The following is a 13,051-nucleotide window of genomic DNA, read 5'->3' as shown; positions in this document are numbered from 1 at the left end:
CTTGACTTCGAGTGCACTTCACTTCATAGCGTCTCGGACATGAGCACTGCACAGCACAAGATCGGTTCGGGGTTCGACGCCCACAGCACCGCCGACGACGTTCTCGCCGGCATCGACCTGGGCGGACGGCTCGCGATCGTCACCGGCGGCTACTCCGGGCTGGGCCTGGAGACCACCCGTGCGCTCGTCAGGGCCGGCGCCCGTGTCGTCGTCCCCGCCCGCCGCCCCGCGACCGCCCGGGAAGCCCTCGACGGGCTCGACGGCGTCGAGGTGGACGAACTGGACCTCGCCGACCTCGACAGCGTGCGCGGCTTCGCCGAGCGCTTCCTCGCCTCCGGCCGCACCGTCGACCTCTTCATCGCCAACGCCGGCGTCATGGCGTGCCCCGAGACCCGCGTCGGGCCCGGCTGGGAGGCGCAGTTCGCGACCAACCACCTCGGCCACTTCGCCCTCGTCAACCGGCTGTGGCCCGCGATCGAGCCCGGCGGGGCCCGCGTGGTCTCGGTGTCCTCGCGCGGCCACCACTTCTCCGGCATCCGCTGGGACGACGTCCACTGGCAGCGGGGCTACGACAAGTGGGAGGCCTACGGACAGGCGAAGACGGCGAACGTGCTGTTCGCCGTCCATCTCGACCGGCTGGCAGGGCACCGGGGCGTACGGGCCTTCTCGCTGCACCCCGGCGGCATCATGACTCCGCTGCAGCGGCACCTCCCCAAGGAGGAGATGGTGGAGCGCGGGTGGATCGACGAGGACGGCAACGTCATCGCCCAGGAGGGCTTCAAGACTCCGCGGCAGGGCGCCGCCACCCAGGTGTGGGCGGCGACGTCCCCGCAGCTCGACGGGCTGGGCGGGGTCTACCTGGAGGACTGCGACATCGCCGAGCCCGCCACCGCGGACGGCGACCGGTACGGCGTCAGGGACTGGGCGACGGATCCGGAGCAGGCCGCGCGGCTGTGGGAGCTGTCCGCCGAGCTGACGGGGGTGAACGCCTTCCCCGCACGGGGATGACCCCGCTCGCTCCACCCGGCGGACGCCGATCGCCTTCCGGGGCGTCGCCCGGTACGCCGGCCACGGCCGGGGTACTCGGTCGCTCGCCCTGACGGGAGCGCCGAGAGGAGCCGAAGGTGAGCAGCGCAACGGGCATGAACGTCGTGGTCACGGGCGCCACCGGCAACGTCGGCACGAGTGTGGTGCGGCTCTTGTCGGAGGATCCGGAGGTCGCCTCGGTGCGGGGTCTGGCCCGGCGGATCCCGGACTGGTCCCCGCGCAGGACCGAGTGGACCGCCGTGGACCTGTCCTCCGACCGGGCCGACCTCGCCGGCGCCTTCCGCGGCGCGGACGCGGTGGTGCATCTGGCCTGGGCGTTCCAGCCCACGCATGATCCGGCGGTGACCTGGCGGACCAACGTCCTGGGCAGCATCCGGGTCTTCGAGGCCGTGGCCGCCGCGAACGTGCCGGTGCTGGTGCACGCGTCCTCGGTGGGCGCGTACTCGCCGGGCCCCAAGGACCACGCGGTCGACGAGTCATGGCCCACGCACGGCTGGCCGGACGCCGCCTACTGCCGGGAGAAGGCCTACCTGGAGCGGGCGCTCGACGCCTTCGAGCGGGAGCGGCCGACGACCCGGGTGGTGCGGATGCGGCCCGCGTTCCTGTTCAAGCGGGAGTCGGCGAGCGAACAACGGCGCATCTTCGGGGGCAGGTTCCTGCCGGGCCGGCTCGCCCGCCCCGAGCTGCTGCCCTTCCTGCCCGACATCCCCGGGCTGCGGGTCCAGGCGCTGCACACCGACGACGCGGCCCAGGCGTACCGGCTCGCCCTCGGCACGGACGTGCGCGGCGCCTTCAACCTGGCCGCGGAGCCGGCCGTGGACGCGAAGCTGCTCGGCGAGATGTTCGACGCCCAGCCGGTGCGGCTGCCCCGGACGGCGGCCCGCTCGGCCATCGCCGCCGCCTGGGGCATGCACCTGCTCCCGGCCTCGCCGCACCTCTTCGACGCGGTCCTGCGGCTGCCCCTGATGGACTGCACCCGCGCCCGTGTCGAACTGGGCTGGCGCCCGGAGCACACGGCGCCGGAAGTGCTGGAGGAGTTCCTGCTGGACATGCGCGCCGGAGCGGGCGAGGCCACGGAGCCGCTGCGCGGCCGAAAGGTGGGCTGACGCCGGCGCGCACCGAGTGCGGCGAGGGCCGGTGCGCCCGGCTCGCCCCGGCCGGTTCGCCTGTTGGCCCTGGCCCGTGCGGTCGGCGCGCCGGTGCGGCCGTCTTCGGTGAACCGGTCGTTCCCGGTGAGTCAGCCGTCCCCGGTGAGCCGGCACAGGTCGGGCCCGACCGGGACGTACTCGGTCGGGCCCGTCGGGGTGCCGGCCTGTCAGCCGGTCGGCTCCTCCGGCACGGGGCTCTCGGACTGGCCGCGGTCCGCCTGAGGGGCGCCCTGCCGGCCGGTACCCGCCTCATCGGTGTCGGGGACGTCCTCGGCGGGCTTCTTCGGCTTTTCGGGCTCGGCGGCGTCCCAGTGGTCCTCTCCCCCGTCGGCCTGCTGGTCCGGCAGGTCGCGCGGGACCGGTGTGCCGTTCTCGCCCGGGCCTTCGAGACGGTGTTCGGCCACGACGTCCTCCCTTCACGGTCACGCCGCGCCGAGCGCGGGCGACATCGCCGGACGGCGGTCGTCCGGGCGCCTCGCGAGTACCTCCGCGGTGGCCGGTGAAACGTTGGGGGGCCAGGTCACCGCGGGGCGACGCCGGCCGCACGGCGGGCTCAGCGGGGGGCGCGTTCCTCCAGCACCGTCTGCCAGGCCGGCGACGGGCCGCTCGGCGCGGGCTCGGGGCGGCGCCCGCCGCGGCCGAAGAAGTCGGCGAGCGGGAGGATCGCCGCCCCCACGGTGACCGCGTCGGGGCCGAGCCGCCCCAGCTCGACGGTGACCTTCCGCGCGGGGTGACGCAGCGCGTACGCGGTGGCGTGGCGGCGTACGGCGGGCAGGAAGCGGGCGCCCAGCTGCAGGCCGGCCCAGCCGCCGATGAGAATGCGCTCGGGCTGGAAGAGGTTGATCAGGTCGGACAGACCGGCGCCCAGGTACTCCGCCGTCTCCTCCAGGACGGCGAGCGCGACCGGATCGGCGCTCCCCCCTGCGCCGACGGCGCCCTCTCCGTCGGTGGGCTCCCCGGCGTCCGGGGGGTAGGCGGCGGCCAGCATCGCGGTCAGCGCGGTCTCCTCGTCGGCGCCCCGGGGCGGCCGGCCGCCCTGCTCGCGCCAGCGCTCCAGCAGCGCCTCGGCGCCCGCGTACGCCTCCAGGCACCCCAGGGCGCCGCAGCGGCAGCGGCGGCCCCGGACCCGGACCGTCAGATGCCCCCACTCGACGGCCCGGCCGTGCTCCACCTCCGGGGTGACGAGGCAGGCGCCGACACCCGAGCCGAAGAGGACGACGATCGCGCTGTGCGCCCCTCGCCCGCCGCCGAACCACATCTCGGCCTGGCCGAGGGTCTTGGCGCCGTTGTCGATGAAGAAGGGCACGGTCTCGGGCAGGAAGGACCCCTCACGCAGGAGCGCCTCCAACGGGACCGCGTCCCAGCCGATGGTCTGGCCGTGCACGACAGCCCCGCGCTCGGGGGTGTGCTCGACGATGCCCGGGACGCCGATGCCGACCCCGAGGAGTTGCCCGGCGGCGACGCCGGACGCCGCCAGCACCTCGGCGACGCCCTCCCGGATGTGGCCGACGATGCCGTCGACCTCGTACCGCCACTGCTCCAACGGCCGCTCCGTGCGGGCGAGTTCGGTGAGCGTGAGGTCGAACAGCTCGATCCGCACGCGGGTCTCGCCGACGTCCACGCCGATCATGTGCCCGCTGCCGGGGGCCACGCGCAGCAGGATGCGGGGGCGGCCGCCGTCGGAGTCGACGCTGCCGGCCTCCTCCACCAGTCCGTCGGCGACCAGGTCGGCGACGACGTTGCTGATGGAACCGGAGCTCAGCCCGGTGGCCGGCCCGAGCTCGAAGCGGCTGAGGGGTCCGTCGAAGTAGAGCCGTTGCAGCACGGCCGTGCGGTTGGCCCGCCTCAGGTCGCGTACCGTGCGTCCGTTCCGCCCCGTCATGTCGCTCCCTCCGAACCCTGCCCGGCCTGCAACATACCCTTGCGGGAAGGCGCGCGCGACATTCCCCCAACCCTTAGTTCACGATGTGAGCTAAGAGACGTCCGCCTCGGCGATCTCGTCCAGCGCCGCGAGCAGCTCCGGTCCGACCCTCTCCTGCACCCAGCGGACGTGCTGGGCGCCGACCGCCCGCGGGACCGTCTCGGTGAGCATGATCAGGTACAGGTAGGCGCGGTAGAGCGCGTACCGCACCGGGGCGGATCCGCCGAACGCGGCCCGGCCTCCGGCCTCCCGGTAGCCCTCGAGGAACGCCTCGTCCTCCCTGATGTCCCCCAGGAGCGCCAGGGAGACGAAGTCCGCGAGGGGGTCGCCCCAGAACATCCGCTCGCCGTCGATGATGCCCCCGAGGCGGGCCCGTCCGCCGGCGCGGTCGACGAGGATGTTGCCCGGCCACAGGTCGAAGTGGACCAGGCGCGGGACGGTGACCTCGTCGAGAGCGCCGTAGGCGGACCGGGCCACGGCGGCCACCTCGTCGACGGGGCGGGGCAGTCGGGCGCCGTAGTGGCGGGCGTCGTCGAGGACCGCGCCGAACATCGTCTCGAAGGCGGTGCGCCAGTCGGCGGCAAGCGGGCCGAGCGCGCCGGTCGGATAACCGAAGCCGGTCCCGGTCACCTCGTGCAGTCGGGCGACCTGACGACCCAACTCCGTGCGCAGCACCGTCTGTTCGGCTTCCGGCAGGGAATCGTCCCAGGGCTCGCCGGGGCACAGCGTCATCAGCAGGCAGGACCCGTCGAGGACCACGACACGCGGCGCCCGCACGCCGGCCTCGGCCGCGCGCCGGCAGAACTCCGCCTCACCGACCAGCAGTCGGCTCTCGTGGCGCAGGCCCACCGCCGTGGGCTCGGCCTTCAGCACATAGCGACTGCCGTCCGCGAGGCCGAGTTCCTCGACGGTGTTGTACGTGCCGCCGCCGAGCGGGCGGATCCGGGCGAGGCGGCCGGAGGAGACGCCCGCCGCCTCCAGAATGCCGCGGGCCCGTTCCCAGGAGTCCGTCACCGTGCACCCCTCCCCTTCTCCCCGGCCGGCTTCTCCCGGTCGGGCTGTCCGGATCGGCCGTCCCGGTCAGCCGGCCGCGTACACGTCCTCGACGTAACGTCCGCCCGCGATCAGCTCGTCGAGCCACGCCCCGGCGGCTTCCCCGTCGGCGCCGGGAGCGCGGTCCCGGTACAGGGTACGGAACGCGTCCCGCACGCCCGGCGCCATCCGCGAACCGTCGCCGCAGACGTACACCCGGGCGCCGTCGGCGAGCAGTTGCCACACCTCGTCGGCCTCGGCGGCCAGGCGGTGCTGCACGAACGTCATCCCGTCCTCGGGGGCCGCACTGAAGGCCGGGCGGAGAGAGAGCGCGCCGGCGGCCTCGGCGGCGCGCAGCTCGTCGGCGTGCAGGAAGTCCGCGTCCGGGGCGTCGCATCCGAAGTAGCACACAGCGGGAGGGAGTTGACCTCCGGCGGCGAGGGCGGCGGTGCGGTCGGCGACGGCGCCGCGGAACGGGGCGAGGCCGGTGCCGGCGGCCACCATGACCACGGGCGTGGAATGGTAGTGAGCGTCTCCTTCACCGTGAGCCGGTAGTCGGCGTGGTCCTGCGGCCGGTAGCGGTGGATCAGCAGGGCCAGCAGCATGGTCGCCTCGTGCAGCGCGAACTGCCGTCCGATACAGGCTCGTTCGCCGGTGCCGAACGGTTTGAAGGCGTGCACCGGCCGGGTCCGCTCCGCCTCGGGTGTGAAGCGGGAGGGGTCGAACAGCTCGGGGTTGTCGCCCCAGACGGGCCGGCGGTGCGGCATCGGCGCGAGGACGACCACGCAATCGCCCGCCTTCAGCGGCACCCGCCCGCCGAGCAGCGTGTCCTGGAGCGCCTTCCGGCTGAAGGCGGCCGCCGTGGGCCACAGCCGCAGCGCCTCGTTGAGCACCTGGCGGGTGTAGGTCAGCCGGCCGACCTCGTCGTACGCCGGCTCGGGGTCGGCCGTGTCGCCCCACAGGGCGCCCCACCTCGCGCTGGACGAGCCTGAGCGCGGTGGGGTGCTTGGCCAGGTAGTACAGCGCGAACGACATCGCGCCGGACGTGGTCTCGTGGCCGGCGATCAGGAAGGTGATGACCAGGTTGCGGATGTTGGTGGTGTCGAGCGTGGTGCCGTCGACGGGGTGTTCGGCGGTGAGCATCAGCCCGAGGAGGTCGTCACCCGCGCCGTCGCCGTCGCCCCCGGTGCGGGCGGCGATGACGTCGTCGACGACCTGGGCGAGGTAGTCCGCGTCCGCCTTGAAGGCGGTCGGCGGCCGTGCGGTCCTCGCCCGGGACGCGGGCGAGCCGGGTCATGCTCCATTCCAGGCAGCGGACCATCGACTCGACGAAGGGGTGCGGCTCGTCCCGCTCGAACGAACCGAAGTCGTAGCCGAATCCGGCGAGTCCGATGGTGTCGAGGGTCATGCGGGTCATGTCGTCGGGGACGTTCACCGGCTGCCCGGTGCGGGCGGCGCGGTCCCAGGCGTCGATGAGCATCACGGGGTGGTAGGTGCGCATCGAGCCGAGCGCGAACGCCGGCATGACGATGTCGTGCGCCTTCGCCCAGTTGGGCTCGTCGTTGTAGGCGGTGAACAGGCCGTCGGCGGCGAACTCTCGGACGTTCTCCAGGGCGGGTCCGACGTGCTTGGCGAACCGCCGCTCGTCGGCGAGGTCGGCGACCAGGTCCAGGTCGGCGACGAACAGGGTGTCCCGGCCGGGCAACCGGCGTACGAGCAGCGGCCCGTGCTCCCGTATCAGCTCCATGGCCTGCTGGATGGGCGTGCTGCCGGGGCCGGTGGCGCTGATGTCGACGACGGGGACACCGGCGGGGGTCTCGAGGGCGGGGGTCTCGAGGGCGGGGGTCTCGGGGGCGGGGGTCTCGGGGGCGGGGGTCTCGGGGGTGGGGGTCTCGGGGGTGCGCGGCGCGGCGGGGGGCATGGCGCGACAACTGCCTTTCGCTGTAAGGGCGTAGGGGCGGACCGGTCTCCAGCGTGATCCACTCGCGGGGGCGGGCCGTGCCGCCGGACTGCACGTTCGTCCAGTCGGAAGGACGCGCGAGCGCTTGCAGGGGCGTGCGCCGGGGGTTATTAGGCTTGGCGGATGACCACCGTCCCGACCGTGCTGTCCATCGCCCTGGACGAGACCTCCGACCCCGAGCTGCGTCCGCTGCCAGGGGAGGTGGCGGCGCTCCTGGACGAGGTCGGCGCCCCGCCCCGGCTGGTGGCTCATCTCCGGGCGGTCCACGACGTCGCGGTCCGGCTCCTCGACTGGGTGGGACGGCGTGATCCGGCGCCGCCCGTGGACCGGGAGGCGGTGCTGTTCGGCGCGGCCACGCACGACATCGGCAAGACCCTGCATCCCGGGGAGCTGTCCGGCCCCGGCTCCCGGCACGAGGAGGCCGGGCGGGAGCTGCTGCTGGCCCATGGTGTGAGGCCCGGGCTGGCCCGGTTCGCCGCGACCCACGCCTCCTGGGGGTCCGCGCAGGCCGGGCTGGAGGACCTGCTGGTGAGCCTGGCGGACAAGGTGTGGAAGAACAAGCGGGTTCCCGGGCTGGAGGACCTGATCGTGGCGGAGCTGTCACGGGCGGGCGGACGGCCGGTGTGGCAGGAGTTCCTCGACCTGGACGAGTTCCTCACCGACCTGGGCGAGGGCGCCGACCTTCGGCTGGCCTGGCAGGCGGCCCATCCCGTCCATGGGTGACGGGGCGGAGCGGGACGCGGTGGTGTGGCGCAACCGCGCGCTGACGCTCTTCGACCGGGTGTGGGTGCCGGTCGCGGTGTGCGACGTGCACGGCGCGGTCCTGCTGGCCAATCCGGCGATGGCCGCGGAGTGCGGGACGAGTCCGGGGCGACTGCGCGGGCGGAACGTGCTGGAGCTGTTCCGGCCCCAGGAGTCGACCCAGGTGGAGCGGATCGCCGAGGCGCTGCGGCTGCGGCACCGCTCGCGCTACCAGGTGTCGGTGTGCTGGCGGGTCCCCGGAGGCCCGGAACGGCACGGGGAGCTCACGGCGGACCCGGTCGGCGACACCGTGGAGGAGACCCCGGCGCTCCTGGTGATGCTGCGCGTCCTCGGCGAACCCGCTCCGTGCACGGCGGCCTCCCCGGCCCGGGTCACGGCGGCGGAGGCACGCATCCTCGCCCTGCTCGCCGGGGGCGCCACGACGGCGCGGGCCGCCCGCGAGACGGGCCTCACCCCGGACGGGGTGACCTATCACCTGCGGCGCCTGTCCACGCGCTGGGGCGCGGCGAACCGCACGGAACTGGTCGCGCGGGCCTATGCGCTGGGGGTGCTGGCGCCCGGTACGTGGCCGCCGTCGCCGGCCGGCGACGAGTAGCCCGCGTCGACCACGGCGTTCACCGCGCGGCGTCCGCCCGGGGAGGGGACGGGACGGGGACGGGACGGGGACGGGCGTCCGCGGTCTGCGGCACTCGGCCGTGCCCGCTCCTCGGGGCGTCCCCGAAGCGGGCAAGGGTGCGCCGCACCGTGCTCGGATCTCGCGGGGCGTGAGGCACGGCTCCGCGCCGACGGCCGGTCCCGCCGCGCTCTTCGAAAACCACTGGCGTCCCCCCACGCCGCCTTCCTACCCTAGGCCAAAACCTAGGACATCTAGGTTTCACCTGTCGACCGGTCAACCGATCCCCCAGTCACCCATTCACCCATTCACCCATTCACCCATTCACCCGGAGAATCCCATGAGGCCACTCGACGAACGCGCCATCCGCACCTCGTTCATCAACTGCTCCAAGGGCGAGGCCGCCCGGATGGCCGTCCCGCGCGATCTCGACCGGCTGCCCTGGGACGACCTCGACTTCCTCGGCTGGCGCGATCCCGGCGCACCCGACCGCAGCTGTCTCGTCACCGAACGGCACGGCCGACTCGTGGGCGTCGCCCTGCGCTTCCCGTCCTCGCAGCGCGGTTTCGCGCACCGCAGCATGTGCTCCCTGTGCCTGACCACCCACCCCGGCGGCGGGGTCTCCCTGATGACGGCCCGCAAGGCGGGCGCGGCGGGCCGCGAGGGAAATTCGGTGGGCCTGTACATGTGCACGGACCTGGCCTGTTCCCTCTATCTGCGCGGCAGGAAGGCGCTGGAGGCGGGGGCCCGCTTCGAGGAGAGTCTCACCCTGGAGGAGCAGATCGCCCGCACCACGGGCAACCTGGCCGCCTTCCTCGACCGGCTGTACGACTGAGCCGGTTCGCGACCGACGCGGCCGTCGGCCATCCGGCCGATCCCGGGGCTGAAGAAACGTTCGAGCATGGTGGGGAAGGGGAACTGGTCTGGGGATGCGAGATGTACGTCAGCGTGCGGCGCCGCTTGTCCGGCTGGTGCAGCGCCACCGGGAGCCCGTCGTCGTCCAGGCACTGCGGGCCGCCACCGCGGCCACGATCGCGTATGTGATCGCGCTGCGCCTGAGCCCCGAGGCGCTGCCGCTCACCGCGCCGCTGACGGCGTTGCTCGTCGTCCAGGTCACCCTGTACGCGACGCTCACCAACGGCGTACGCCGGGTGAACGCGGTGGTGGCCGGTGTGCTCGTCGCCATCGCCTTCAGCCTCCTGGTCGGTCTGACCTGGTGGAGCCTCGCGCTGCTGATCGTGGCCTCGCTCGGGGTGGGGCATCTGGTGCGGGTCGACGAGTACGTCCCGGAGGTGGCGATCAGCGCCATGCTGGTGCTGGGCGTCACCACCGTCGGGGACACCGCCTGGGCGCGGGTGGTGGAGACGCTGATCGGCGCGGTCGTCGGCCTGAGCTGCAATCTGCTGCTGCCTCCCCCGGTGTGGGTGGAGGAGGCCGGCGAGTCGATCGAGGGGCTGGCCCGTCGGCTGCGCCAGCTGATGCTGCGCATCGGCGAGGAGGCGGCCGGCCGCACCCCGGTGGAGCAGGCGGCCGCCCGGCTGCACGAGGCGCGCCGTCTCGACCACGACGTCGTCCAGGTGGACGCCGCCCTGCGGCAGGCCGAGGACAGCCTGCGGCTCAATCCACGCGTGCGGGAGGGGCTGCTGCACCGGGTGGTGCTGCGCACCGGTCTGGACACCCTGGAGATCTGCACGGTCGTGCTGCGGGTGCTCGCCCGCACCCTCACCGACCTCGCCAAGGAGCGCGATCCGCAGCCGCTGTTCCCGCCCGAGACCGGTGAGGCCGTGGAGCGGCTGCTGTCGGAGATCGCCGACGCGGTGGTCAGCTTCGCGGTGCTGGTGACCACGAGCGTGAGCCTCAACGCGGACGCCGCCGAGGCGCGGCTCACCGCCGAGCTGCGACAGGCCGCCGCCACCCGCGACAAGCTCGCCCAGCTACTGCTGGAGCAGCTCCAGCACGACGCCCGCCAGTGGCAGTTGCACGGCGCGGTGCTGACCGAGGTGAACCGCATCCTCGACGAGCTCGACACCGAGCACCGCTCCCGCCGTCTGATGGAGGAGCTGGACCAGGTGTCACGGGAACAGCGTGAACGCCTGCCGCGGCTCACCCGGCTGCGCGAGCGCCTGGGCGTTCAGGAGCAGCTGTGGCGCAACCGTACGGGGATCGACGGGCGCCCTCTGTGAGGGAGCGCCGGGACGGGGCCGTCGCGGGCGCCGGCGACCGTGGGACCGACCAGGACCCGCGAGATGTCGCCAGGACACGCGGGATGAGGCCCCGGGCGACGCCCTGACCGCCGTACAGCCGGTGGGCGACCGGCTCGGCGCCGGCCTCGACCCGTGACAGCCGCCCGCCCCGGCCGGGTGCACCACCTCGAGGACGCGCCGGGCGGGCCCGCGGAGGACGGCGACCGGTGGCGCCGCGGCCCCTCCGTCCGCGCTCCCGCGCCGGGCGTCCGCTTTTGCGTTCCACGGCGGGTCCGGGTCAAGGTGGCTGTCACGGCGGAGGCGTACGACGACCTGAGGTGCGGGCATGGGCAGTGGGACGGAAGCGTCGCGACGGGGTTCCCCTTCGGCGGAAGCCGGGAGCGGGGGAGCCTGGAGCAGGCGCCGTTTCGTCGGCGCGCTCGGCGGCGCGGCCGCGGCGTCGGCGCTGGCCGGCTGTGACGCCGACGGCGACCCGTCGGAGGCCGGCGGCCCTTCCGAGACGGGTGAGGCGCAGCGGGGCGCTCCCCGGCAGCCGTCGTCGTCCGCCTCGCGGGGCGCCTCGTCGGGCGCCCCCGGCCCCCGCCCGCTCTACCTGGGCTCCTACACCTCCGCGGAGGGCGGCGGGAAGGGCGTCGGCGTCGCCTCGTACGACCCCGCCTCGGGGCGGATCACCGGCCGGGGCGCCATCACCGGTGTGCCGGACCCGTCGTACCTCGCGGTGCACCCGGACGGCCACACGCTGTACGCGGTGAACGAACGCGAGCGGGGCGCGGTGACCGCCGTGCGGCTCTCCGACGAGAAGGTGCTGGGCAGCCGCGCCACGGGCGGAGCGCACACCTGCCATCTGTCGGTCCATCCGGGCGGGCGGTGGCTGCTGAGCGCCGACTTCGGCTCGGGCAGTGTGGCCGTGCACCCGATCGACGCCTCGGGAGCGCTCGGCGAGCGCACCGACAAGGTCACGCACACCCGTCCGGCTCCCCGGCCGGGGCAACAGGGGCCGCACGCGCACCAGTTCATCACGGCCCCGGACGGCGGCCATGTGCTCGCCGTCGACTTCGGCACGGACACGGTCTACAGCTACCGCCTGGACGACAGGGCCGGGACGCTCACGGAGGTCGCGCAGGCGCACACCCGGACGGGCGCCGGCCCGCGCCACCTGACGTTCCATCCCGGCGGCCGGTACGCCTACCTGGCCGACGAGGCGGACGACACGGTCGCGGTGTGCGCCTACGACCCGTCGAGCGGCCGGCTGACCGTCGGGAGGCCGCAGTCCACGGGCTCGAAGGCCGACACCAACTATCCGGCGCAGGCTGCGGTCACCCCGGACGGCGCGTACGCGTACCTCGCCAACCGCGGCGACAACAGCCTCGCGCGTTACGCGGTGGAGGCGGACGGGGCCCGGCTTCGGCTGCTCGGCACGACGCCGGTGGAAGGGGACTTCCCCCGGCAGATCGCCCTCTCGCCCGACGGCGGCCTGCTCTTCGCCGCCAACCAGCGCTCCGGCACGGTCAGCGTGTTCCACGTGGACGCCGCGAACGGCGAACTGCGGCTCGCGGGCGAGCCGTTCGCGTCACCCGTCGCCGTCTGCGCGCTGCCGCTGTAGCGCGCGGGGGCAGGAGACGGCGGCGGCCTGCGTCAGCAGGACGTGCATGCGCTCCGTGAGCTGGGCGACGTCGTCGGCGGGCGCGTGGAAGGGCAGCCGCACATCGCCGTGGGCGCGGGCGCGTTCGACGCGCAGCGTCAGCCCGTGCCGGTCCACGGCGAGCGGCTGGACCCGGACCGCACCGTGCAGGCTGTCGTGCCGGACCAGCCGGGTGAGGCGCTCCACCGCGTCGGGGTGCGCGTCGGCGAGATGCGTGAGCAGGTGGGCCTCGGCGGTGGCGAGGGGGTCGGGCTCGGCCTGGGCGAACTCGTCGAGGGCGACGACGACCGCGCCGGTGGGCGGTTTGAGCACGACACGGGTGGCCTGGAAGGCGAGGTGATCGTCCTCGGGGGTGAACCAGCCGGCGAGCCAGAGCCGGGAGCGGATACGGCTGCGCACGGGGACGGGGGCGACGTCGGCGAACTCCAGCACGGCGGACGGCTCTCCGCGAGGCGCGCAGATCGCCGCCGTCAGCAGGGCGCTGTCCTGCGGCACGTGCAGGATCACCCGCCCGTCCTCGTCGACGGTGTGCGCGCCGACGAACTCCTCGCGTCCGCCGTCCGCGGTCACCGCGCAGGACCACGAGGCCGCGAGTACCGAACGGGCCCGCTCGGCGGCTGCGGGCACGGCTGCCCAGCTCTGGCTGTCGCCCATCCTGAACCTCCTTAGGTAAGCCTTGCCTAACCTATCGGAGATCCGTGGTCACGCCAACCACGAGGGCG

The 13,051-nt window shown here is 74.2% G+C and carries 11 protein-coding genes and 1 pseudogene; 7 read left to right on the top strand and 5 right to left on the bottom strand.

The features are described 5' to 3' along the window. Positions 1–39 precede the first annotated feature (39 nt). Entirely contained in the window at positions 40–1,008 is a 969-nt protein-coding gene (locus ACZ7DE_RS09870; protein WP_470759237.1) for an SDR family NAD(P)-dependent oxidoreductase, read from the top strand. A 116-nt stretch (positions 1,009–1,124) separates the two neighbouring features. Next, positions 1,125–2,153, top strand: coding sequence for an SDR family oxidoreductase (locus ACZ7DE_RS09865; protein ID WP_470759236.1), 1,029 nt, complete (start codon positions 1,125–1,127; stop codon positions 2,151–2,153). Positions 2,154–2,362: 209 nt separating this feature from the next. Here the strand turns inward: ACZ7DE_RS09865 and ACZ7DE_RS09860 are convergent, their stop codons facing one another. The 4 genes and pseudogenes from ACZ7DE_RS09860 to ACZ7DE_RS09845 all read right to left on the bottom strand — a co-directional run bounded on the left by ACZ7DE_RS09860 (position 2,363) and on the right by ACZ7DE_RS09845 (position 7,069). Then, on the bottom strand, positions 2,363–2,599 hold the full coding sequence (locus ACZ7DE_RS09860; protein ID WP_470759235.1) for a hypothetical protein: 237 nt from the start codon (positions 2,597–2,599) through the stop codon (positions 2,363–2,365). A gap of 149 nt (positions 2,600–2,748) precedes the next feature. Next, entirely contained in the window at positions 2,749–4,077 is a 1,329-nt protein-coding gene (locus ACZ7DE_RS09855; protein WP_470759234.1) for an ROK family protein, read from the bottom strand. A 90-nt stretch (positions 4,078–4,167) separates the two neighbouring features. Continuing rightward, positions 4,168–5,130, bottom strand: a complete 963-nt coding sequence (locus ACZ7DE_RS09850; protein ID WP_470759233.1) for a phosphotransferase family protein — start codon at positions 5,128–5,130, stop codon at positions 4,168–4,170. Positions 5,131–5,196: 66 nt separating this feature from the next. Next, a pseudogene (locus tag ACZ7DE_RS09845) lies at positions 5,197–7,069 on the bottom strand (cytochrome P450). A gap of 162 nt (positions 7,070–7,231) precedes the next feature. Between ACZ7DE_RS09845 and ACZ7DE_RS09840 the strand changes: the two are divergent. The 5 genes from ACZ7DE_RS09840 to ACZ7DE_RS09820 all read left to right on the top strand — a co-directional run bounded on the left by ACZ7DE_RS09840 (position 7,232) and on the right by ACZ7DE_RS09820 (position 12,290). After that, entirely contained in the window at positions 7,232–7,831 is a 600-nt protein-coding gene (locus tag ACZ7DE_RS09840; RefSeq protein ID WP_470759232.1) for an HD domain-containing protein, read from the top strand. Next, positions 7,824–8,465 (top strand): PAS domain-containing protein, encoded by a 642-nt coding sequence (locus tag ACZ7DE_RS09835; RefSeq protein WP_470759231.1) that lies wholly within the window; start codon positions 7,824–7,826, stop codon positions 8,463–8,465. The genes ACZ7DE_RS09840 and ACZ7DE_RS09835 overlap by 8 nt, the downstream gene beginning before the upstream one ends. A gap of 358 nt (positions 8,466–8,823) precedes the next feature. Next, a complete protein-coding gene (locus ACZ7DE_RS09830; RefSeq protein ID WP_470759230.1) occupies positions 8,824–9,318 on the top strand; it encodes an FBP domain-containing protein in 495 nt (164 codons plus the stop codon). Between the two features lie 94 nt (positions 9,319–9,412). Continuing rightward, entirely contained in the window at positions 9,413–10,666 is a 1,254-nt protein-coding gene (locus ACZ7DE_RS09825; RefSeq protein WP_470759229.1) for an FUSC family protein, read from the top strand. Positions 10,667–11,012: 346 nt separating this feature from the next. Beyond that, complete coding sequence (locus tag ACZ7DE_RS09820; RefSeq protein WP_470759228.1) at positions 11,013–12,290, top strand: lactonase family protein; 1,278 nt, start codon at positions 11,013–11,015, stop codon at positions 12,288–12,290. Here ACZ7DE_RS09820 and ACZ7DE_RS09815 read toward each other — a convergent pair. Beyond that, positions 12,258–12,983, bottom strand: coding sequence for a DUF2470 domain-containing protein (locus tag ACZ7DE_RS09815; RefSeq protein ID WP_470759227.1), 726 nt, complete (start codon positions 12,981–12,983; stop codon positions 12,258–12,260). The genes ACZ7DE_RS09820 and ACZ7DE_RS09815 overlap by 33 nt on opposite strands. Positions 12,984–13,051: the final 68 nt, after the last annotated feature.

The sequence above is a fragment of the Streptomyces sp. NPDC037083 genome, assembly GCF_055606485.1.
The sequence above is the reverse complement of the archived record's forward strand: the minus strand, read 5'-3'. Positions and strand labels throughout refer to the sequence as shown.

What these genes read in the sequence shown, in the direction of transcription:
- ACZ7DE_RS09870 (WP_470759237.1), top strand. Translation starts at nt 40, where the DNA reads ATGAGCACTGCACAGCACAAGATCGGTTCGGGGTTCGACGCCCACAGC.
- ACZ7DE_RS09855 (WP_470759234.1), bottom strand. Translation starts at nt 4,077, where the DNA reads ATGACGGGGCGGAACGGACGCACGGTACGCGACCTGAGGCGGGCCAAC.
- ACZ7DE_RS09840 (WP_470759232.1), top strand. Translation starts at nt 7,232, where the DNA reads ATGACCACCGTCCCGACCGTGCTGTCCATCGCCCTGGACGAGACCTCC.
- ACZ7DE_RS09835 (WP_470759231.1), top strand. Translation starts at nt 7,824, where the DNA reads ATGGGTGACGGGGCGGAGCGGGACGCGGTGGTGTGGCGCAACCGCGCG.
- ACZ7DE_RS09830 (WP_470759230.1), top strand. Translation starts at nt 8,824, where the DNA reads ATGAGGCCACTCGACGAACGCGCCATCCGCACCTCGTTCATCAACTGC.
- ACZ7DE_RS09825 (WP_470759229.1), top strand. Translation starts at nt 9,413, where the DNA reads ATGCGAGATGTACGTCAGCGTGCGGCGCCGCTTGTCCGGCTGGTGCAG.
- ACZ7DE_RS09820 (WP_470759228.1), top strand. Translation starts at nt 11,013, where the DNA reads ATGGGCAGTGGGACGGAAGCGTCGCGACGGGGTTCCCCTTCGGCGGAA.
- ACZ7DE_RS09815 (WP_470759227.1), bottom strand. Translation starts at nt 12,983, where the DNA reads ATGGGCGACAGCCAGAGCTGGGCAGCCGTGCCCGCAGCCGCCGAGCGG.